A 20,219-nucleotide genomic window follows, 5' to 3' on the forward strand; every position below is an offset into this window, starting at 1 on the left:
CTCTTCAGTGACGCAGCGACTAGCGAGAAGGTTTCGGACAGGACGGATGGGTGCCCGCGGTGACCAGATCGGCGACCGCGGCGCGCGGGTCACCACTTTTGACCAGACCTTCGCCCACCAACACGGCGTCGGCACCCGCACCGGCGTACGCCAGCAGGTCTGCGGTACCGCGCACACCGGATTCGGCGATCCTGATCACGTTGCTGGGCAGCCCGGGAGCGATGCGCGCGAAGCAATCCCGGTCCACCGCCAGCGTGGCCAGATCGCGGGCGTTGACGCCGATTACGTTGGCCCCGGCCTTGAGCGCGCGGTCGGCCTCCTCTTCGGTGTGCACCTCGACGAGTGCCGTCATGCCCAGCGATTCGGTGCGGTCCAGCATCGACACCAACGCCGACTGCTCCAGCGCGGCGACGATGAGCAACAACATGTCGGCGCCGTGCGCACGCGCTTCGTGGATCTGATAGGGCTGCACCACAAAGTCTTTGCGCAAAATCGGTATCGAGACCGCCGCCCGAACCGCGTCGAGATCGTCGAGCGAACCGTGAAAGCGGCGCTCCTCGGTCAAGACGCTGATGATGCGCGCGCCGCCGTCCTCGTACGCCCTGGCCAGTTTGGCCGGATCGGCAATGGTCGCCAGGGAACCCGCCGACGGGCTGGCGCGCTTGACTTCGGCGATGACGCCGATTCCGGGCTCGCGCAGGGCGGCCATCACGTCGCGGGGCGGCGGCGCGGCCGCCGCGGCGGCCTTGATCTCGGACAGGCTGATGAGGGCTTCGCGCGCGGCAACGTCGGCCCGGACTCCCTCGAGGATGGAGTCAAGCACGGTTGCCGGACTCATGCCTGTCGTTTCCCTTCGCCCTGTCGCCCCGCTGTCATCCCACGGCCACTCGGTTGTCCCCGGCCGATTGCGACGACGTCAATGAAGGGTAGCGGCCCGCGGCTTGCGGCCCGTCACCGACCCTCGGTGTCAGACTCGCTCGGCGCATCGGTTGGGTCACGCCCCTCGTCAAGCGCGTCCCAGATCATCCGCTCCGACATTTCCGGCGTCTGTCGCCCCTCCAGCATCGCCCCGGAGGCGTCGTCGCGTCGGGCAATCGAGCGGCGCGTCGCCGGCGTCGTGTACTTGATGGCGCTGGATCGGGCCGACCCGGAGTCCGACGCGGACCGCATCAGCAGGACGGCCGCGATCAGGGCGCACGCGGCGGCGGCCACCGTGACCCCGGCGCCCCAGTACCGTCGCTCGCTCCCTACCAGCGACATCACCGAGACGTGCGCCAGCTCGGCGCCGCGGACCGCCACGTCGGGCAGCACCCACAGGCTGACGCCCAGGTAACCGACCGCCAGGCTGGCCAGCGCCAGCAACCCCGCCAGCGCGCGCAGCGGCCAGCCCCGCACGGCGATGGCGGCGACGGCCGCGGCCAGCAGCAGCATCGCCAACGGCAGCAGCGCCGTCGACCACGCCCCGCCGGACAACGTCACCTCCTTGGGTGGCCCCAGCCCGTCGAACGACCGGATCACCACCCAGGGCAGGCGCGAGGCCGCCCACAGCGCGCCCGCGGCCACCACCAGCGTCGCCTGGGCGATGCGGATCAACCAGGGACTGTTCAGGGGGCGCCCCGAGGCGTCAGCCATCGCGGCCGGCCCCCGGCTCGGTCAGCGTCTCGGCCGCTGCGATCGCGCTGAGCACCGCGCGCGCCTTGTTGGTCGCCTCGGTGTATTCGTAGGGGCCGTTGGAGTCGGCGACCACCCCGCCCCCGGACTGCACGTAGGCGGTGCCGGCGCGCATCAGGGCGGTGCGGATGGCGATCGCGAAGTCGGCGTTGCCGGCGAAGTCCAGGTAGCCGACCACGCCGCCGTACAGGCCGCGGCGCGTCTTCTCCACCTCCTCGATCAGCTCCATGGCCCGCACCTTCGGCGCGCCCGACAGCGTGCCGGCCGGGAAGCAGGCCGTGACCGCGTCCAGGGCGGTCCGGCCCTCGCCGAGCAGCCCGGTCACCGTCGACACCAAATGCATGACGTGGCTATAGCGTTCGATGTGGCTGTAGTCCTCGACGCGGACGGTGCCCGGCGCGCACACCCGGCCGAGATCGTTGCGGCCCAGATCGACCAGCATCAAATGCTCGGCGCGTTCCTTCTCGTCGGCCAGCAGCTCCTTTTCCAGCAGCTGATCCTCTTCGTCGGTGTCCCCGCGCCAGCGGGTTCCGGCGATCGGATGGGTGGTCGCGACGCCGTCGGCGACGGTGACCAGCGCCTCCGGGCTCGACCCGACGATCGAAAAGTCCGTTCCCCCAGCGTCATTCGGCACGTGCAGCAGGTACATGTAGGGGCTCGGGTTGGTCACCCGCAGCATCCGGTACACGTCGATCGGGTCGACGGCGGTGTCCATTTCGAACCGCTGCGAGGGCACCACCTGAAAGGCCTCACCCGCGGCGATCTGCTCGACGAGGTAGTCGACGATCTTCCCGTACTCCTCGACGCTGCGCTGCGCGCGGTAGCGCGGCTCGGGCCGGTCGAACGTGGCGACGGTCGACGACAGCGGCTGGCCCAGCGCCGCGGTCATCACGTCCAGCCGGGCGACCGCGTCGTCGTAGGCCTCGTCGACCCGCTCGTCGGTCCCGTTCCAGTTCACGGCGTTGGCGATCAGCGTGATGGTGCCCTCGTGGTGATCCACCGCCGCCACATCGGTGGCCAGCAGCAACAACATGTCCGGCAGGCCCAGGTCGTCGACGGCCAGCTCGGGCAGCCGCTCCAGGCGCCGCACCAGGTCGTAGGCGAAGAACCCGACCATGCCGCCCGACAGCGGCGGCAGACCCGCCAGCGGCCCGGTGGCCAGCAGCTCGAGGGTGGCCCGCAGGGCCCGCAGCGGGTCGCCTCCGGTGGGCGCGTCCTGCGGCACCACGCCGAGCCAGATCGCCTCGCCGTCGCGCACGGTCAGCGCCGAGGGCGCTCCGGCGCCGATGAACGACCACCGCGACCAGGAGCGGCCGTGCTCGGCCGACTCCAGCAGAAAGGTGCCCGGGCGGTTGGCGGCGAGTTTGCGGTAGGCCGACAGCGGCGTCTCGCTGTCGGCCAACACCTTGCGGGTCACCGGGACCACGCGGTGCTCGGCGGCCAGCTGGCGGAAATCCTCTCGTGAGGTCGTCGCGGCGAGGTGGGCGTGCACCGACCCATCCTCCCAGACGCGGGCGGACGGCTCGCGCGCGTAGCGTGTCCGCCATGAAACCTGGTGAGACCGTCGCCGACTTCGAACTGCCCGACCAGACGGGCACGCCGCGCAAGCTCAGCGAATTGCTGTCCAGCGGGCCCGTCGTGCTGTTCTTCTACCCCGCGGCGATGACGCCCGGCTGCACCAAGGAAGCGTGCCATTTCCGCGACCTGGCCGCCGAATTCGCCGCGGTCGGGGCCAACCGGGTGGGGATCAGCGCCGACCCGGTGGACAAGCAGGCCAAGTTCGCCGACCTGCGGAAGTTCGACTACCCGCTGCTGTCGGACACCGACGGCACCGTCGCCGCCCAATTCGGCGTCAAGCGCGGCCTGCTGGGCAAGCTGATGCCGGTCAAGCGCACCACGTTCGTCATCGACACCGACCGCACGGTGCTCGACGTGATCTCCAGCGAGTTCAACATGGACACCCACGCCGACAAGGCGCTGGCGACGCTGCGCGCCCGGTCCTAGCGGCGGCCCTCAGGGGCTGATCGCCAGGAAGACGTAGGCGGCCAGCAGCACCAGATGCACCTCGCCCTGCAGCCGGGTGGCCCGCCCGGGTACCACGGTCAGCATGCTGATCACCACGGTCAGCGCGAGCAGCACCAGCTGGATGGGGCCGAGGCCGAGCACCAGCGGCCCTTTGAGCCAGATCGACGCCAGCGCGATCGTCGGGATGGTGAGCCCGATGCTGGCCATCGCCGAGCCGTACGCCAGGTTCAGGCTGATCTGGATGCGGCCCTTTCGCGCCGACCGGGCGGCCGCGAGCGTCTCGGGCAGCAGCACCAGCGCCGCGATGATCACACCCACGAACGACTGCGGCAGACCCGCCACCATGACAGCGTGTTCCACGGCCGGCGACTCCTCCTCGGCCAGGCCGACCACCGCCACCAGGGCGCAGAGCAGCAGCACCAGGCTGCTCAGCGCCTGCCGCCTGCTGGGCGGATCCGCGTGGCTCTCGTCCTCGAACACGCGCTTTTGGCCCCGCTGCGCGATCGGCAGGAAGAAGTCGCGGTGCCGCACGGTCTGGGTGAACACGAACAGCAGGTACACCAAGAGCGTGGCGATCGCGGCGAAGGCGAGCTGGCTCGAGGTGAACTCCTTGCCCGGATGCCCGGTGGTGAAGGCCGGCAGGACCAGGCTCAGCGTGGCCACCGTGGTGACTGTGGCCAGCGCGGCCCCGGCGCCCTCGGCGTTGAACAGCGTCACGCCGTAGCGCCGCGACCCGAGCAGCAGCGACAAACCGGCGATCCCGTTGGTGGTGATCATCAGCGCGGCGAACGCGGTGTCCCTGGCCAGCGTCGCGGCCTCGTTGCCGCCGGAGGTCATCAGGGCGACGATGAGGGCCACTTCGATGATGGTGACCGCGGCCGCGAGGATCAGCGACCCGAACGGCTCGCCGACCCGGTGCGCGACCACCTCCGCGTGATGCACCGCGGCGACCACGGCACCGACGAGAAACAGCGCGGCCACCGCGACCAGCACCGGTCCCAGCTTCTCGCCCCAGATCACTGCCAGCACGACGACGGCAAGCACCGGAACCACCACGTTCCAGGACAAGACGTCCCGGGACACCCATTTCGACATTGCCCGCCATTCTTGTCGAAGTCACGCGCCCGCGCCCGCCGAAAGTGACGCGGGCCACGCGCTAGCGCTCCGGTTGCAGCAGCGCGTCGGCGTCGAAGCAGCTGTGATCGCCGGTGTGGCAGGCGCCGCCGACCTGGTCGACGGTCAGCAGCACGGTGTCCCCGTCGCAGTCCAATCGCACCGAGTGGACGTATTGGGTGTGGCCGGAGGTCGCGCCCTTCACCCACTGTTCGCGCCGCGACCGCGAATAGTACGTCGCCTCACGGGTTTCCAGGGTGCGGGCCAGGGCCGCGTCGTCCATCCACGCGACCATCAGCACGTCGCCGCTCCCGCGCTCCTGCACGACGGCGGCGATCAGGCCGTCGGCGTTGCGCTTCAGGCGCGCGGCGATCCGCGGGTCGAGCGTCATCGAACGGTGATCCCCTCTTTGGCCATGGCCGCCTTCACCTGCCCGATGGTCAGCTCCCGGAAGTGGAACACGCTGGCCGCCAACACCGCATCGGCGCCGGCCGCGATCGCGGGTGCGAAGTGCTCGGCCGCCCCGGCTCCGCCGCTGGCGATGACGGGCACGGTGACCGCCGAGCGCACCGCCTGCAGCATCTCGAGGTCGAACCCCGCCTTGGTGCCGTCGGCGTCCATCGAGTTCAGCAGGATCTCCCCCACCCCCAAATCGGCTCCGCGGGAAGCCCATTCGACGGCGTCGAGCCCGGTACCGCGGCGCCCGCCGTGGGTGGTGACCTCCCAGCCCGACGGGGTGGGCACCGAGCCCGGCGGCACCGTGCGCGCATCGACGGAGAGCACGATGCATTGGGATCCGAACTGCCGCGCCATCTCGGCCAGCAGCTCGGGCCGGGCGATCGCGGCGGTGTTGATCGAGACCTTGTCCGCCCCGGCGCGCAACAACACGTCGACGTCGGCCACGGTGCGCACCCCGCCGCCGACGGTCAGCGGGATGAAGACCTGCTCGGCCGTGCGCCGTACCACGTCCAGCATCGTGGTTCGTCCCGACGACGACGCGGTCACGTCGAGAAAGGTGAGCTCGTCGGCGCCCTCGGCGTCATAGGCGGCCGCGAGTTCCACGGGATCGCCTGCGTCCCGGAGGTTTTCGAAGTTGACCCCCTTGACCACGCGCCCGCCGTCGACGTCCAGGCACGGGATCACCCGGACCGCGAGGCCGCTGTGGTTGGCGTGCATGTCAGTAGTCCTCCGGTCGGCCGGTGCTGCGCAAAAGGTCGAGGATCTCGGCGTGCGCGGCGGGGCCCGCCGCCAGCGCGGAATCCGACGCGGGGCTCCAGGGCTCGCCGGCCAGGTCGGTGACGACACCGCCGGCGGCCCGCACCAACGCGACCCCGGCGGCGTGGTCCCACACGTGGCCGCCGAAACTGATTGCCGCGCCCAGGATTCCGTCGGCAACGTAGGCGAGGTCGAGGCCGGTGGAACCGTGCATGCGCAACCGCGACGAGACCCGGCTGAGATTCTCCAGCACCGCGATCCGGTAGCGGCCCGGGAACCGGCCCCGGGCGTCCGCGCTGAACGATCCCGCGCCGACGAGGGCGTCGGACAGGTCGATGGCCGCCAGTGGCGGCTGCGGGATCCCGTTCTTGCGCAACGGTCCACCCGACACCGCGGTGTAGCGCTGGTCCATGAACGGCAACCAGGTCAGCCCGGCCACCGGGTCGCCGTGGTGCAGCAGCCCGAGCAGGATCCCGGCCATCGGTGACCCGGCCGCATAGTTGAAGGTGCCGTCGACGGGGTCGAGCACCCATACCCAGGGTGAATCGACGGCCGAGCCGCCGAATTCCTCGCCGTGGACGCCGATTCCGGTCGCTTCGGTCAGCGCGGCGACCACCTGACGCTCGATCGCGAGGTCCACGTCGGTGGCGAAGTCGTTGCCCTTCTTGCGCACCGCGGAGTCGGCTCGGTGACCGGCGAGGAAGGGTTCGGTGGCGTCGTCGAGGATTGCCGATGCCGTCTCGACCAACGCGTCCAAGTCCATGCCGCTGTTACTCTCCGACCGCGGCCAGCGCCTGCGGCAGCGTGAATCGCCCGGCGTAGAGGGCCTTGCCGACGATGGCGCCCTCGACGCCGCGGCCGGTCAGGGTGGCGATGGCGCGCAGGTCGTCCAGGCTGGACACCCCGCCCGACGCGATCACCGGGACGTCGGTGCGGTCGGCGACGGCCGCCAGCAGCTCCAGGTTGGGGCCGCCCAGCGTGCCGTCCTTGGTGACGTCGGTGACCACGAACCGCGAACACCCTTCGCGGTCAAGGCGTTCCAGCACCTCCCACAGGTCACCGCCATCGGTCTCCCAGCCGCGTCCCCGCAGCCGGTGGGTGCCGCCCGGATGGGTTTTGTCGATCTGGACGTCGAGCCCCACGGCGACCTTGTCCCCGTGCTCGCCGATCGCCCGCGCGCACCACTGCGGGTTCTCCAGCGCCGCCGTGCCCAGGTTGACCCGGGCGCAGCCGGTGGCCAACGCCGCCGCCAGCGAGTCGTCGTCGCGGATCCCCCCGGAGAGCTCCACCTGCACGTCGAGCTTGCCGACCACCTCGGCGAGCAGTTCACGGTTGGAGCCGCGCCCGAACGCCGCGTCCAGATCGACCAGATGGATCCATTCGGCGCCGTCGCGTTGCCAAGTCAGAGCGGCGTCGAGCGCCGAGCCGTATTCGGTTTCACTGCCCGCCTTGCCCTGCACCAGACGCACGGCGCGGCCGTCGACCACGTCGACCGCGGGCAACAAGATCAACACGCTTTCTCCTTCACGCCGAGACTGCAACTGGCTGCGGGTCCCCTCGGCGTTTGTGTCGTGGAATACAGTTTCGCGGAAGCCATCACAGTGCCTGGACCCAATTGCTCAAGACGGCCGCGCCGGCATCTCCGCTTTTCTCCGGGTGAAACTGGGTGGCCGACAACGGCCCTTCCTCGACCGCGGCCAGGAAAGGCCCCTCGTGGGTGGCCCAGGTCAGCACCGCATCGGGCGATCCCTCCCACTGCTGGGCGGCGTAGGAGTGCACGAAGTAGAACCGGGTGTCCGCGTCGAGCCCCTTGAACAGGACGCTGCCGGGCCCGGAATCGACGACGTTCCAACCCATGTGCGGGATCACCGGCGCCTGCAGCCGCGTCACGTATCCCGGCCACTGCCCGCACCCTTCGGTCTCCACGCTGAACTCGACGCCGCGGGCGAACAGGATCTGCATCCCGACGCACACGCCCAGCACCGGACGCCCGGCCGCGACCCGATCGGCGATGATGCGGTCCCCGTTGATCGTGCGCAGCCCCGTCATGCAGGCCTCGTACGCGCCGACGCCGGGCACCACCAGGCCGTCGGCCGCGGCCGCGGCTCCGGCGTCGGCGGTCACCTCGACCGACGCACCGACCCGCTCGAGGGCGCGCTGAGCCGACCGCAGGTTGCCCGAGCCGTAATCGAGGACAACAACCGATTTCTTTGTCACAGAACACCTTTGGTGGACGGCACGCCCGACACCCGGGGGTCGGGCTCGACCGCCTGGCGCAGCGCGCGGGCCACGGCCTTGTACTGCGCCTCGGTGATGTGGTGCGGGTCGCGCCCATACAGGACGCGGACGTGCAGCGCGATGCGCGCGTTCATGGCGAGCGACTCGAACACGTGCCGGTTGATGACGGTGTGATAGGGCACCGAATTGCCGGCGATCGTGGTGTGCTGCAGGTGATCCGGCTCCCCGCTGTGCACACAGTAGGGCCGGCCGGACACGTCGACCGCCGCGTGGGCCAGCGTCTCGTCCATCGGGATGAAGGCGTCCCCGAACCGGCGGATGCCCCGCTTGTCGCCCAGGGCCTGGCCGAGCGCCTGCCCCAGCGCGATGGCGGTGTCCTCGATGGTGTGATGGCCCTCGATCTCGACGTCACCCTTGGTGCGCACCGTCAGGTCGAAGCTGGCGTGACTGCCCAGCGCGGTAAGCATGTGGTCGTAGAACGGCACCCCGGTGTCGACGTCGACCTGGCCGGTGCCGTCGAGGTCGAGGTCGATGACGATGTCGGATTCCTTGGTGCGGCGCTCGACGCGCGCACGGCGGGCGGCTTTGTCGGTGTTGACGGCGGTCATGGCGCTCCTACGTTGACGGGGGCCGGCTCGGTGGCGGCGATCTGGGCGCTGGCCCGCAGGAAGGCGTCGTTCTCCTCGACCAGGCCGGTGGTGACCCGTAGATAGCCGGGGATTCCGACATCGCGGATCAGGACGCCGGCATCCAGATAGCGCTGCCAGGTGGCCGGCGCGTCGGCGAACTCCCCGAACAGCACGAAGTTGGCGTCGCTGGGGATCACCCGAAAACCCAGGCGGGTCAACGCCGCCCCCACGCGTTCGCGCTCGGCGATGAGCGCCGCGACGCTGCCCAGCGTGTCGTCGGCGTGCCGCAGCGCGGCGCGCGCGGCGGCTTGGGTGACCGACGACAGGTGATACGGCAGCCGCACCAGCAGCATCGCGTCGATCACCGCCGGCGTGGCGATCAGATAGCCGAGCCGTCCCCCGGCGAAGGCGAACGCCTTGCTCATGGTGCGCGAGACGATGAGCTTGGTCGGATACTCCCCCACCAGCGCCACCGCGCTGGGCTCCGACGAGAATTCGCCGTAGGCCTCGTCGACGATCAGGATGCCGGGCACCACGTCGAGCAGCCGCCGCAGATCCGGCAGCGAAACACTCTGCCCGGACGGGTTGTTCGGGCTGGCGACGAACACCACGTCGGGTTGGCGGTCGGTGATGGCGGCGACGGCGGCCTCGACGTCCAGGCTGAAGTCGTCGGCCCGGGCGGCCTGCAACCATTCGGTGCGGGTGCCGTCGGAGATGATCGGGTGCATCGAGTAGGAGGGAACGAACCCGATCGCCGTGCGCCCCGGGCCGCCGAACGCCTGCAGCAGTTGCTGCAGGATCTCGTTGGAACCGTTTGCCGCCCAGAGGTTTTCGACCCCGAGTGCAACGCCGGTCTGGGCGCTGAGGTATTCGGCCAGATCGGTCCGCAGGGCGACCGCGTCGCGGTCGGGGTAGCGGTGCAGGTCGGCGGCGGCGTCGGCGACCGAGCGCACCACGTCGTCCACCAGCGCCTTGCTGGGCGGGTGCGGGTTCTCGTTGGTGTTCAGCCGCACCGGGACCGCCAATTGCGGTGCGCCATAGGGCGACTTGCCACGCAGGTCGTCGCGCAGCGGCAGGTCGTCCAGTGTCGGTTGCCGCGGCCCGGTCATCGCTCGAACCTCCGCCGTACCGCCTCGCCGTGCGCCGGCAGGTCCTCGGCCTCGGCGAGCGTGATCACGTGCCCGGACACGTCTTTGAGCGCCGCCTCGGTGTAGTCGACGACGTGGATGCCGCGCAGGAAGGTCTGCACGGACAGGCCGCTGGAATGCCGCGCGCAGCCGGCGGTCGGCAGGACGTGATTGGATCCGGCGCAGTAGTCCCCGAGGCTCACCGGCGCATACGGGCCGACGAAAATGGCTCCCGCCGCGCGTATTCGCCCGGCCACGCTCGCCGCGTCGGCGGTCTGGATCTCCAGGTGTTCGGCGGCGTAGGCGTTGACGACCTTGACGCCGGCGTCCACGTCGTCGACCAGGATGATCGCCGACTGACGCCCGCCCAGGGCGGCGGTCACCCGCTCGCGGTGCACGGTCGTCCGCAACTGGGCGGCCAGTTCCTTGTCGGTGGCCGCGGCCAGGTCTTCGCTGGGGGTCACCAGCACGCTGCCGGCCATCTCGTCGTGTTCGGCCTGGCTAATCATGTCGGCGGCCACGTGTGCGGGGTCGGCGGTGTTATCGGCCAGGATCGCGATCTCCGTCGGCCCGGCCTCGGCGTCGATGCCGACCCGCGAACGGCACAGCCGCTTGGCGGCGGTGACGTAGATGTTGCCCGGCCCGGTGATCATGTCGACAGGCGCCAACTCGGCGTCTGCCCCCGGCGACGATGCGGATCGTGCGCGATCCGAGGAGAAGCCGGGCCATTCGGCCCCGGTATCGGTGCCGCCGTAGGCCAGCAGCGCCACCGCCTGCGCGCCGCCGACGGCCCACACCTCGTCGACGCCCAGCAGCCGGGCCGCTGCCAGGATGGTCGGGTGCGGCAGGCCGCCGAACTGGGCCTGCGGCGGGCTGGCCACCACCAGCGAGGCGACGCCGGCGGCCTGCGCCGGCACCACGTTCATCACGACGCTGGACGGGTAGACGGCGTTGCCGCCGGGCACGTAGAGGCCCACCCGCTCGACCGGTACCCACCGCTCGGTGACCGTCGCGCCCGGGCCGAGCGTCGTCGTCACGTCGGTGCGGCGCTGGTCGGCGTGCACCGCGCGGGTGCGCTCGATCATCACGCGCAGGGCCTCGGCGACCGCCGCGTCCAGTTCGGCCAGGGCTTTCTCGAGCGCCTCCGCGGGCACCCGGACGGCCGGGGGCCGCACCCCGTCGAAGGACTCCCCGAATTCGAGGGCGGCCTCGGCGCCGCGCTCCGCGACGGCCTGCACGATCGGGCGCACCTTGGGCAGCACCGCCTCCACGTCGGCACCGCCACGCGGCAGCGCCGCCCGCAAACGGGCAGCCGTCAATTCCGCGCCCCGCAGGTCGATACGGGCCATCGGCGACGGTCGGATGGTGCTCACGGTGTCCATTGTCCCAGAGGAACTCAAATCGATATCCGACCGGTAGTGTGCCGGTGAAGAGGCCATGCCCCGCGCTGAAATGACGCTGAGACGATAGAGCCGACCCAGGGAGCCGCCATGTCCGCCAAGGATCACCCCAACAACGCCCCCGGCGTCCCGATGGTCTTCCCGCCCTGGTTCGAGCGCTTCCAGATCAAGTACTTCAACCCGGCGGTCAAGCCGATCGTGCGCTACCTGCCCGGCACCGCGACGATCAAGCACCGTGGCCGTACCTCCGGCAAGCCCTACGAGACCATCGTGACCACGTACCGCAAGGGCAACACCCTGGCGATCGCGCTGGGCCACGGCAAGACGAACTGGGTGAAGAACGTGCTGGCCGCGGGCGAGGCGGACGTGGAGTTGAGCCGCAACCGCGTGCTGCACCTCATCAACCCGCGGATCCTGCCCGCCGGCTCCGACGGCCCCGACGTCCAAGGGCTGCCGGCGTTGGCGCGCATGCAGCTGCGCCGGATCGGGGTTTTCGTCGCCGACATCGCCTGAGACCGGGGCGCGCCGACTTTGAGTGTGCGCCAGTGGCTTTCAGTGTGCGGCCACGGCGCCGACACGCCGAAGAATCGCGCCGACGATTCACACTCAACGCCCAGGTTTCACACCCGATGCAGCCGCGCTACATATCCAAGCCGATGTCGAGCACCCGCACCGAATGCGTCAGCGCGCCGACGGCCAGATAGTCCACGCCGGTCGCGGCGTAGGCGGCGGCGTTTTCCAGGCTGAGGCCGCCGGAGGACTCGAGCAGGACGGCCGGCGCGCGCGCATCCCGGCGTTGCACCGCCATCTGCGTCTGCCACACCGGGAAGTTGTCCAGCAAGATCAGCTCGGGCTTTTCGGGCAGCACCTCGTCGAGCTGCTCGAGTGAATCCACTTCCACCTCACACGGCAGGTCCGGCGCCGCGTCGCGGACCGCGCGCAGCGCCTCGACCACCGAACCCGCCGCCACCACGTGGTTGTCTTTGATCAGCGCGGCATCGCCGAGCCCGAGGCGGTGGTTGACGCCCCCGCCGACGCGCACCGCATATTTCTGCAACACCCGCAGGCCCGGCAGGGTTTTGCGGGTGTCGCGGACCTTGGCCTTGGTGCCGTCCACGGCGGCCACCCAGTGCGCGGTGGTGGTGGCGATCCCCGACAGGTGGCAGATGAGGTTCAGCATGGTCCGCTCGGCGGTCAGCAGGCCGCGGGTTTCGGCCCGCACCGTCAGCACGGGCTGGCCCGCCTGCAGCTGGGCGCCGTCCTCGACGCGGTCGATGACCTCGTAGCCGCGCGCGCCGAGCACCTCGTCGAGCACCAGCAGCGCGATGTCGATGCCGGCGATCACGCCGGGCTGCCGGGGCACCATGGACGCGGTGGCCACCGCGTCGGCGGGCACCGTCGCCAGCGTGGTGACGTCGGGCCCGTAGCGCAGGTCCTCGACCAGGCCGCGCCGGATGGTTTCGCGCGCGGCGGTGAGTTCGCAGTCGGACATCGAGGTCATACGACCGCCGCCAAGGCCTCCACCAGCACCGAGTTCTGGTCGTCGGCCAGTCGCAGCACGTTGCTGCGCGCCTGCTCGGCCACGGTCTGCGGGTGTTCCTCGCGGTGGTGGCAGCCCCGGGTTTCGGTACGGGCCAGGGCCGCGGCCGTCACCGCGCGGGCGGTGACGGCCAGCGCGACGTCCTCGAAGTCGCGACGACCCGCGACGGCGCGCGCCTTGGCCCGCGACAGCGTGGTGGACAGCCGGGTCAGCCCGGCGGCGTCGCGCACCACCGACGCGTCGCGGCTCATCGCGCGCTGCAGCTCGGCGCGCTCGGGCGCGGTGTGCGCAAGCGGCTCAGCGGGCTCGGGTGCGACCGCCCGGGCGGGCCCGGCCGCCGCGGCGTGCGCGGCCGCCGCCCTGCCGGCGCGGCCACCGACCACCAAACCTTCCAACAGGCTGTTGGACGCCAACCGGTTGGCGCCGTGCAGGCCGGTACGGGCGACCTCACCGGCGGCGAACAACCCGGGCAGCTCGGTTTGGCCGCACACGTCGGTGACGATGCCCCCGCAGCTGTAATGCGCCCCGGGCACAACGGGAATGGGTTGACGGACGGGGTCGACGCCAGCGGCCCGGCAGGCGGCCGTCACCGTCGGGAACCGGTTGGCGAAGTCCCCGATGTGGCGGGCGTCGAGGAAGACGCACGGGTCACCGGTGGCCTTCATCCGCGCGTCGATGGCCGCGGCGACGACATCGCGGGGGGCCAGGTCGCCCATCGGATGAACACCGGCGGTTACCGAATCCCCTTGCCGGTCAATCAGTCTGGCGCCCTCTCCGCGGATGGCCTCGGTGACCAGCGGGCGCCGCCCGCCGGCGGCCCCGGGCGCGAAGAGCATCGTGGGGTGGAACTGGATGAACTCGAGATCGCTGACCGCGACGCCGGCCCACAGGCCCAACGCGATTCCGTCGCCGGTGGATCCCTCCGGGTTGGTGGTCGCGCCGTACAGGTGCCCGAGCCCCCCGCTGGCAATGATCACCGAGGGCGCGCCGATGATTCCGTATCCCTGCGGGTTGCCCACCAGGACGCCGGTCACGGCCGCGCCGTCGTGCAGCACGCGCAGGGCCACGTGCCCGGTGCGGATGTCCAGCGTGCGCGCGGCGTGGTCGAGTGCGCGCTGCACCTCGGCGCCGGTGGCGTCACCCCCGGCGTGCACGATGCGCCGCCGCGAGTGCCCGCCTTCGCGCGTCAGCGCCCACTGGCCGGGCGCGGATTCGTCGAATCGTGCTCCGTCGCCGACCAATTCGGTCACGGCCGCGTACCCGTCGGCGACGATCGAGTAGACCGCCTGCGGATCGCACAGGCCCGCCCCGGCGACCACGGTGTCGGCGACGTGCGCCTCGACGGAGTCGTCGTTGTCGGGCAGGACGACCGCGATGCCGCCCTGCGCGTAGTGGGTCGCCGTCGCGCCGCGCGCCTGATCGGCCTTGCTCAGCACGACGACGCGGCGCCCGGCGCGGTGGGCGGCCAGCGCGGCGGCCAATCCCGCGACACCGGTGCCGATCACGACGACGTCGGCGCTGTCAGTCCACTGGGGACGGGCGGTCATTCGCCACCGCCCGGCTGCCCGATCTCGATCATGCGCTGCACGCTGCGGCGGCCGGCGGCCGCGATGTCGGGGTCGACGTCGACTTCGTCGGCCCCCTCGACGAGGCAGCGCAGCAGGGCCGCCGGGGTGATCATCTTCATGAACTTGCAGGAGGCGCGGTCGTTGACGGCGCGGAAGTCGACCTGCGGCGCGGCCCGCCGCAGCTGATAGAGCATGCCGACCTCGGTGGCCACCAACACTTTTCGCGCGTTGGTCTGGGTCGCGGCGTCGAGCATGCCGCCGGTGGACAAGATCTTCACCCGGTCCGGGGGGAACGCGCCTTCGCCGGCGAGGTAGAGGGCCGATGTGGCACAACCACATTCGGGATGCACGAACAGCTCGGCGTCGGGATTCGCGCGGGCCTGGTCGCCCAGTTCGTCGCCGTTGATCCCCGCGTGCACGTGGCATTCGCCGGCCCACACGTGCAAATTCTTGCGGCCGGTGACCCGGCGCACGTGGGCGCCGAGGAACTGATCCGGGCAGAACAGCACCTCGCGGTCCGGGTCGATGGACTCGACCACGTCGACCGCGTTGGACGACGTGCAGCAGATGTCGGTGAGCGCCTTGACCGCCGCCGTCGTGTTGACGTAGGAGACGACGACCGCGCCGGGGTGCTCGTCCTTCCACGTGCGTAACTCGTCGGCGGTGATCGAATCGGCCAGCGAGCAGCCGGCGCGCTGATCCGGGATGAGCACCGTCTTGTCGGGGCTGAGCATCTTGGCCGTCTCGGCCATGAAGTGCACGCCGCAGAACACGATGGTGTCCTCGGCCGCCTCGGCGGCGATCCGCGACAGCGCCAGCGAGTCGCCCACGTGGTCGGCGACGTCCTGGATCTCGGGCAGCTGGTAGTTGTGCGCGAGCACGGTGGCGCCGCGCAACTTCGCCAGTCGGCGAATCTCGGCGGCCCACTGCGCATCGGCGACCACGCCGGCGTAGCCGGTGGGCGAATTCGTGATGTCGGCAACCATGTCTTCGGCGAGCGTGTCCATGCGATTGATCACCGTCATGGGGGCTCCTTTCAGCCAGGAGGTTTTCGACTTATAATCGAAAACATGGCCCATCGTAGCACCGCCCACGAAGTGCTCGCGGTCGTGTTCCAGGTTCGCGAAATCACCGACGGGGTTGCCAAGGGGCGACCGACGGCGAAACCGCAGCTGAACGTGCTGTTATGGCAGCGCGCCAAGGATCCGCAACGCGGCGCGTGGTCGCTGCCGGGCGGGCAGGTCCGAAACGACGAGGACATGATCACCTCGGTGCGCCGCCAGCTCGCCGAGAAGGTCGACCTCAAGGAGCTGGCCCATCTGGAACAGCTCGCGGTGTTCTCCGACCCGCACCGGGTGCCGGGCGCCCGGGTGATCGCGTCCACCTTCCTGGGCCTGGTGCCCTCCCCCGCCAGCCCCGAGCTCCCGCCGGACACCCGCTGGCACCCGGTGAACCGCCTGCCACCGATGGCCTTCGACCACGCCCCGATGGTGGATCACGCCCGCACCCGGCTGAACGCCAAACTGTCCTACACCAACATCGGGTTCGCTTTGGCGCCAAGGGAATTCGCGCTCTCCACGCTGCGCGACATCTACGGAGCGGCGCTGGGGTATCAGGTCGACGCGACGAACCTGCAGCGGGTGCTGGCGCGGCGCGGCGTCATCACCGCGACCGGCACCATCGCGCAATCCGGCCGCAGCGGCGGGCGCCCGGCCGCGCTGTACCGGTTCACCGACGCCGCGTTGCGGGTCACCGACGAATTCGCCGCGCTCAGGCCGCCCGGGGTCCCCGGCTAGGCTTACCCGAACGCGTCGTTGCAGCGACGCGCCATCCGGTCGGCACCCGTGACGTGTCTGGCCCGCCCGCAGGTGACGAGAAGTCGCTCACAGCGCGGCGATGACGTTTTGGTTACCTGCCGTTCGTACGCGAGAATGCCGGGTGGCCACGAAGGGAGCCTCAATGGCTGAGCTCGGCAACCTGGCAGGCACGCATGGCGCGGAATGGATCGCCCGGCCGCCCCACGAGGAACTGCAGCCCAAGGTGCGTCCGCTGCTGCCCTCGGACGACCCGTTCTACCAGCCGCCGCTGGGATTCCAGCACGCCGAGCCCGGGACGGTGCTGCGCTCGCGCGACGTCGAGTTGGCATTCCTCGGCCTGATCCCGCAGCCCATCAAGGCCGTCCAGCTGCTCTACCGGACCATGGACATGCACGGCCAGCCGGAGGCGACCGCGACGACGGTGATCGTCCCGACCGACCTCGCCCCGGGGCGTCCCTGCCCGGTGCTGTCGTACCAGTGCGCGATCGACGCCGTGTCGTCGCGCTGCTTCCCGTCCTATGCGCTGCGCCGCCGGGCGAAGGCGTTCGGGGCGATCGGCCAGTTCGAGCTCTTCCTGATCGCCGCCGCCGTCGCCGAGGGCTGGGCCGTCTCCGTGCCCGACCACGAAGGCCTGCGCGGCTTGTGGGGGGCGCCGTATGAGCCCGGCTACCGGGTCCTGGACGGCATCCGGGCCGCGCTGGGCTCCGAGCGGCTCGGGCTGTCCAAGTCGGCCCCGATCGGGCTGTGGGGGTACTCCGGGGGCGGCCTGGCCAGCGCATGGGCCGCCGAGGTGTGCGCCGAATACGCGCCGGAACTCGACATCGTGGGCGCGGTGCTCGGCTCGCCCGTCGGGGACCTGGGCAACACCTTCCGGCGGCTCAACGGCAGCTTCCTGTCGGGCTTGCCCGCGCTGGTGGTGGCCGCGCTCGCGCACATCTATCCCGATCTGGACCGGGTGATCAAGGAGCACGCCAACGAGGAGGGGCGCGCCCTGCTCGACTCGCTGGAGAAGATGACGACCGTCGGGGCCGTCGTCCGCATGGCCGGCAAGAACATGGGCGACTATCTCGACGAGCCGCTCGAGAAGATCCTGTCCACCCCGGAAGTCTCGTACGTCTTCGACCACATCAAGCTGGGCGCCGCGGTCCCGACGCCACCGGTGCTGATCGTGCAGGCCGTGCACGACTACCTGATCGACGTCCACGACATCGACGTGCTGGCCGACGCCTATTCGGCGGGCGGTGCGCGGGTCACCTACCACCGCGACGCGTTCAACGAACACATGATGCTGCACCCGCTGTCGGCGCCGATGACCTTGCGCTGGCTGACGGACCGCTTCGAGGGTCGCCCGCTGACCGAGCACCTGGTGCGAACCACCTGGCCGACGATGTTCAACCCGATGACCTACATCGGCATGGCCCGGCTGTTCAAAATCGCGGCCAAGGTGGTCACGGGCCGCAGGATTCGCCGCCGTCCGCTATGACACGGCCGCTTCCGCCGCGCCGCCCCGTCCCACGGGCAGCGCGGCGGAGGCCCGGCGCTCCGGGGGCAGCGCCCCCAGGTCGTCACGGGCGTCCGCAGCCACCCGCACGGCGTACACCAGCGCGGCGACGCCCACCGGCCACATCAGGCTGACCGCGATCTGCAGGGGACGGTCGGAGAAGAACACCGGCGGCGCCTGGGTGACGTAGGCGACGGACGGGCTCTTGCTCAGCGGCACCGCGTCGAAGTCCAAGGCGCCGTAGGCGACCCGCACCAGCCCCGCCCCGACCGCGGCGGCCGCGGCGGCGGCGGTCAGCATGCCGACCGACAGGGCGACGACCATTCCCGGGCCGCGGTGCTGTTGCCATTGCCACGCCCACACGGACGCGACCACCGCCAGCACGGTCAACAGGCCCAGCATCAGGGCGGGGGCGACGAAGAAATGCTCGGACTCGTTGCCCAGATAGTCATGCACCCGCTCGCCGGAGCGGGTGAGCGCCACCACGGCGCGGATCGGCGGCGCGATCCACGCCCACAGCGCGCCGATCAGCAGACCGGTCACCGCCGAGCCAGCCGCGACGAGCACGAGCGCGCGCACCCGCGCCCGGCGGGTTACGGCGACGGGCGGGGCCGGGACGTCCGGGGTGGCCTGCTCGCTCACCGTTGCGCCTCCAGGTCGGCGGAGTCGACCTCACCGTGGCGCGAGCAGCGCGCCCGCCACCCGTCGGGGCGGACCTGCACCACCATCCGGCGCCCGCACGCCGCGCAGAACCGGGGCGGCTCGAGGCCCAGCTGAGCCGCTGTCGGCACGGCGGTGCCCCCTAACTCGCCGGTGTAGACGTTGTAGACGCCGGCGCTGACCGCAGCACCCAGATCGCCAACCACAAGTGTCCAACCCTAGCCGCGGCGAGTCGCTTACAAACTGGCGTTGAGCCCCTTGAGGGGCATCTGCAGGTCGCCGAGCAATTCCAGGTCGGATTCGGCCGGGCGGCCCAGCGTGGTCAGGTAGTTGCCGACGATCACGGCGTTGATGCCGCCCAGCATGCCCTTCTTGGCGCCGAGGTCGCCCAGGGTGATCTCGCGGCCGCCGGCGAAGCGCAGCATGACGCGCGGCAGCGCCAGCCGGAACGCGCCGACGGACTTCAACGCCTCGCTGGCCGGCAGCACCTCCAGGTCGCCGAACGGCGTGCCCGGCCGGGGGTTGAAGAAGTTCAGCGGGACCTCGTCGGGGCCGAGTTCGGCGAGTTCGGCGGCGAATTCGGCGCGCTGCTCAAGGGATTCGCCCATGCCCAGGATCCCGCCGCAGCACACCTCCATGCCGGCGTCGCGCACCATCGACAGCGTCTCCCAGCGCTCCTCCCAGAGGTGGGTGGTCACGACGTTGGTGAAGTACGAGCGCGCGGTCTCGAGGTTGTGGTTGTAGCGGTGCACACCCATGGCCGCCAGCTGCTCCACCTGCTCGGCGGTCAGCATGCCCAGCGAGCAGGCGATGTTGATCTCGACCTCGTTGCGGATCGCCTCGATGCCCGCCGCGACCTGGGCCATCAACCGCTCGTCGGGACCGCGAACCGCGGCCACGATGCAGAACTCGGTGGCGCCGGACTTCGCGGTCTGCTTGGCCGCCTCGACCAGGCTGGGGATGTCGAGCCGGGCGCTGCGCACCGGCGATTCGAACAGGCCGGACTGCGCGCAGAAGTGACAGTCTTCGGGGCAGCCGCCGGTCTTGAGGCTGATGATGCCCTCGACCTCGACCTCGGGGCCACACCAGCGCATCCGCACCTCGTGGGCCAGCGCCAGCAGTTCGTCGAGCCGGTCGTCGGGCAGCCGCAACACCTGCAGGACCTGGTCGCGGCTCAGGCCCTGGCCGTCCTCCAGCACCTGCTGCCGGGCCACCGCCAGGATGTCCTCGCCGTTGCCGGTTTCGGCCGTCGGTCGGGTTGCCGCTTGGGTCACCAGGTACTCCCTTGCCTCTTTCTCGTGTCCGCGCGTGGGGACACATCTGCCCCGTGGTGGTGGCAGCGGTGAATGAAAAGGTGTTCAAAGTAGGGTAACGGCCGAAGAACTCCGCCTATCCCTGGGTATACGACCATGGTGACCCCGCACGTCGAATACCTGGCGCACCACTACCTGCTGTTGGCGGCGCCGGCATTCCTGCCTGCGGTGATCGTCGTCGCCGTCATCCTGTACATCGCGCTGCGCGACCGCCGCGAAGGCCGCAACGTCACGAGCGCCACCAAGGCCACCTCCGACGCGTCGAAACCCGACACGCCCGATCAAGAGCGTGATTGACGGGCGCCGGATCTGGGCATTAAACAAACAATCACGAACCTACTTGACAGTAATAAGCGGTTGACTTCAATCGGATCTTCCGGGGCAGCCCGGCGCGAGTGGGAG

General features: G+C 70.6%; 23 protein-coding genes. 5 read left to right on the forward strand and 18 right to left on the reverse strand.

Features of this window, described 5'->3' with window-relative positions; all coding sequences use genetic code 11:
• Positions 1 to 19: 19 nt before the first annotated feature.
• From trpC to W7S_RS14905, 3 genes are all read right to left on the reverse strand, one after another.
• Complete coding sequence (gene trpC, locus W7S_RS14895) at positions 20 to 838, reverse strand: indole-3-glycerol phosphate synthase TrpC (protein WP_008257758.1); 819 nt, start codon at positions 836 to 838, stop codon at positions 20 to 22.
• A gap of 113 nt (positions 839 to 951) precedes the next feature.
• On the reverse strand, positions 952 to 1,632 hold the full coding sequence (locus W7S_RS14900; RefSeq protein WP_008257759.1) for a TIGR02234 family membrane protein: 681 nt from the start codon (positions 1,630 to 1,632) through the stop codon (positions 952 to 954).
• Positions 1,625 to 3,163 (reverse strand): anthranilate synthase component I, encoded by a 1,539-nt coding sequence (locus W7S_RS14905; RefSeq protein ID WP_008257760.1) that lies wholly within the window; start codon positions 3,161 to 3,163, stop codon positions 1,625 to 1,627. Before W7S_RS14905 ends, W7S_RS14900 begins: the two co-directional genes overlap by 8 nt.
• Positions 3,164 to 3,216: 53 nt before the next feature.
• On the opposite strand from W7S_RS14905, the gene W7S_RS14910 reads away from it, so the two are divergent.
• Entirely contained in the window at positions 3,217 to 3,675 is a 459-nt protein-coding gene (locus W7S_RS14910) for a peroxiredoxin (RefSeq protein WP_008257761.1), read from the forward strand.
• 9 nt (positions 3,676 to 3,684) lie between these two features.
• Here the strand turns inward: W7S_RS14910 and W7S_RS14915 are convergent, their stop codons facing one another.
• From W7S_RS14915 to hisD, 9 genes are all read right to left on the reverse strand, one after another.
• Positions 3,685 to 4,791 carry a calcium:proton antiporter gene (locus W7S_RS14915; protein ID WP_008257762.1) on the reverse strand — a complete coding sequence of 369 codons (1,107 nt, stop codon included), beginning with the start codon at positions 4,789 to 4,791 and terminating at the stop codon, positions 3,685 to 3,687.
• Positions 4,792 to 4,852: 61 nt separating this feature from the next.
• The gene (hisI, locus tag W7S_RS14920; RefSeq protein WP_008257763.1) at positions 4,853 to 5,200 is read right to left on the reverse strand and encodes a phosphoribosyl-AMP cyclohydrolase; all 348 of its coding nucleotides are present in this window, start codon (positions 5,198 to 5,200) and stop codon (positions 4,853 to 4,855) included.
• A complete protein-coding gene (gene hisF / locus W7S_RS14925) occupies positions 5,197 to 5,985 on the reverse strand; it encodes an imidazole glycerol phosphate synthase subunit HisF (RefSeq protein ID WP_008257764.1) in 789 nt (262 codons plus the stop codon). The genes hisI and hisF overlap by 4 nt, the downstream gene beginning before the upstream one ends.
• Before the next feature lies 1 nt (position 5,986).
• Positions 5,987 to 6,787 (reverse strand): inositol monophosphatase family protein, encoded by an 801-nt coding sequence (locus W7S_RS14930; protein WP_008257765.1) that lies wholly within the window; start codon positions 6,785 to 6,787, stop codon positions 5,987 to 5,989.
• 7 nt (positions 6,788 to 6,794) lie between these two features.
• On the reverse strand, positions 6,795 to 7,538 hold the full coding sequence (priA, locus tag W7S_RS14935) for a bifunctional 1-(5-phosphoribosyl)-5-((5-phosphoribosylamino)methylideneamino)imidazole-4-carboxamide isomerase/phosphoribosylanthranilate isomerase PriA (protein WP_008257766.1): 744 nt from the start codon (positions 7,536 to 7,538) through the stop codon (positions 6,795 to 6,797).
• Positions 7,539 to 7,620: 82 nt separating this feature from the next.
• A complete protein-coding gene (hisH, locus tag W7S_RS14940) occupies positions 7,621 to 8,241 on the reverse strand; it encodes an imidazole glycerol phosphate synthase subunit HisH (RefSeq protein WP_008257767.1) in 621 nt (206 codons plus the stop codon).
• On the reverse strand, positions 8,238 to 8,870 hold the full coding sequence (hisB, locus tag W7S_RS14945; protein WP_014711916.1) for an imidazoleglycerol-phosphate dehydratase HisB: 633 nt from the start codon (positions 8,868 to 8,870) through the stop codon (positions 8,238 to 8,240). The genes hisH and hisB overlap by 4 nt, the downstream gene beginning before the upstream one ends.
• On the reverse strand, positions 8,867 to 10,000 hold the full coding sequence (locus tag W7S_RS14950; protein ID WP_008257769.1) for a histidinol-phosphate transaminase: 1,134 nt from the start codon (positions 9,998 to 10,000) through the stop codon (positions 8,867 to 8,869). Before W7S_RS14950 ends, hisB begins: the two co-directional genes overlap by 4 nt.
• Positions 9,997 to 11,400: a histidinol dehydrogenase gene (gene hisD / locus W7S_RS14955; protein ID WP_008257770.1), complete on the reverse strand. Its 1,404-nt coding sequence runs from the start codon at positions 11,398 to 11,400 to the stop codon at positions 9,997 to 9,999. The genes W7S_RS14950 and hisD overlap by 4 nt, the downstream gene beginning before the upstream one ends.
• Positions 11,401 to 11,508: 108 nt before the next feature.
• On the opposite strand from hisD, the gene W7S_RS14960 reads away from it, so the two are divergent.
• The gene (locus W7S_RS14960) at positions 11,509 to 11,931 is read left to right on the forward strand and encodes a nitroreductase family deazaflavin-dependent oxidoreductase (RefSeq protein ID WP_008257780.1); all 423 of its coding nucleotides are present in this window, start codon (positions 11,509 to 11,511) and stop codon (positions 11,929 to 11,931) included.
• Positions 11,932 to 12,058: 127 nt separating this feature from the next.
• On the opposite strand, the gene nadC is transcribed toward W7S_RS14960, so the two are convergent.
• From nadC to nadA, 3 genes are read right to left on the reverse strand one after another with little or no spacing between them, the layout of a single operon-like run.
• On the reverse strand, positions 12,059 to 12,919 hold the full coding sequence (gene nadC, locus W7S_RS14965; protein WP_014711917.1) for a carboxylating nicotinate-nucleotide diphosphorylase: 861 nt from the start codon (positions 12,917 to 12,919) through the stop codon (positions 12,059 to 12,061).
• Complete coding sequence (locus W7S_RS14970) at positions 12,916 to 14,505, reverse strand: L-aspartate oxidase (protein ID WP_014711918.1); 1,590 nt, start codon at positions 14,503 to 14,505, stop codon at positions 12,916 to 12,918. Before W7S_RS14970 ends, nadC begins: the two co-directional genes overlap by 4 nt.
• Positions 14,502 to 15,551 carry a quinolinate synthase NadA gene (gene nadA, locus W7S_RS14975; RefSeq protein WP_014711919.1) on the reverse strand — a complete coding sequence of 350 codons (1,050 nt, stop codon included), beginning with the start codon at positions 15,549 to 15,551 and terminating at the stop codon, positions 14,502 to 14,504. The genes W7S_RS14970 and nadA overlap by 4 nt, the downstream gene beginning before the upstream one ends.
• 45 nt (positions 15,552 to 15,596) lie before the next feature.
• Here nadA and W7S_RS14980 point away from each other — a divergent pair, with 45 nt between their 5' ends.
• Both W7S_RS14980 and W7S_RS14985 read left to right on the forward strand, forming a co-directional pair.
• Complete coding sequence (locus W7S_RS14980) at positions 15,597 to 16,322, forward strand: NUDIX domain-containing protein (protein WP_009954673.1); 726 nt, start codon at positions 15,597 to 15,599, stop codon at positions 16,320 to 16,322.
• Between the two features lie 163 nt (positions 16,323 to 16,485).
• The gene (locus tag W7S_RS14985) at positions 16,486 to 17,826 is read left to right on the forward strand and encodes a lipase family protein (protein WP_008257785.1); all 1,341 of its coding nucleotides are present in this window, start codon (positions 16,486 to 16,488) and stop codon (positions 17,824 to 17,826) included.
• Here W7S_RS14985 and W7S_RS14990 read toward each other — a convergent pair.
• Genes W7S_RS14990 through bioB form a run of 3 tightly spaced genes read right to left on the reverse strand, consistent with a single transcriptional unit; the run spans position 17,821 to position 19,778 of the window.
• On the reverse strand, positions 17,821 to 18,486 hold the full coding sequence (locus W7S_RS14990) for a DUF2567 domain-containing protein (RefSeq protein WP_008257786.1): 666 nt from the start codon (positions 18,484 to 18,486) through the stop codon (positions 17,821 to 17,823). The two genes, W7S_RS14985 and W7S_RS14990, sit on opposite strands and share 6 nt — an antisense overlap.
• A complete protein-coding gene (locus W7S_RS14995) occupies positions 18,483 to 18,710 on the reverse strand; it encodes a hypothetical protein (RefSeq protein WP_008257787.1) in 228 nt (75 codons plus the stop codon). Before W7S_RS14995 ends, W7S_RS14990 begins: the two co-directional genes overlap by 4 nt.
• 30 nt (positions 18,711 to 18,740) lie before the next feature.
• A complete protein-coding gene (gene bioB, locus W7S_RS15000) occupies positions 18,741 to 19,778 on the reverse strand; it encodes a biotin synthase BioB (RefSeq protein ID WP_008257795.1) in 1,038 nt (345 codons plus the stop codon).
• Positions 19,779 to 19,913: 135 nt separating this feature from the next.
• Here bioB and W7S_RS15005 point away from each other — a divergent pair, with 135 nt between their 5' ends.
• Positions 19,914 to 20,114 carry a hypothetical protein gene (locus tag W7S_RS15005; protein WP_008257797.1) on the forward strand — a complete coding sequence of 67 codons (201 nt, stop codon included), beginning with the start codon at positions 19,914 to 19,916 and terminating at the stop codon, positions 20,112 to 20,114.
• Positions 20,115 to 20,219 lie beyond the last annotated feature (105 nt).

Origin of the sequence: Mycobacterium sp. MOTT36Y (genome assembly GCF_000262165.1) — a bacterium.
GTDB lineage: Bacteria > Actinomycetota > Actinomycetes > Mycobacteriales > Mycobacteriaceae > Mycobacterium > Mycobacterium intracellulare.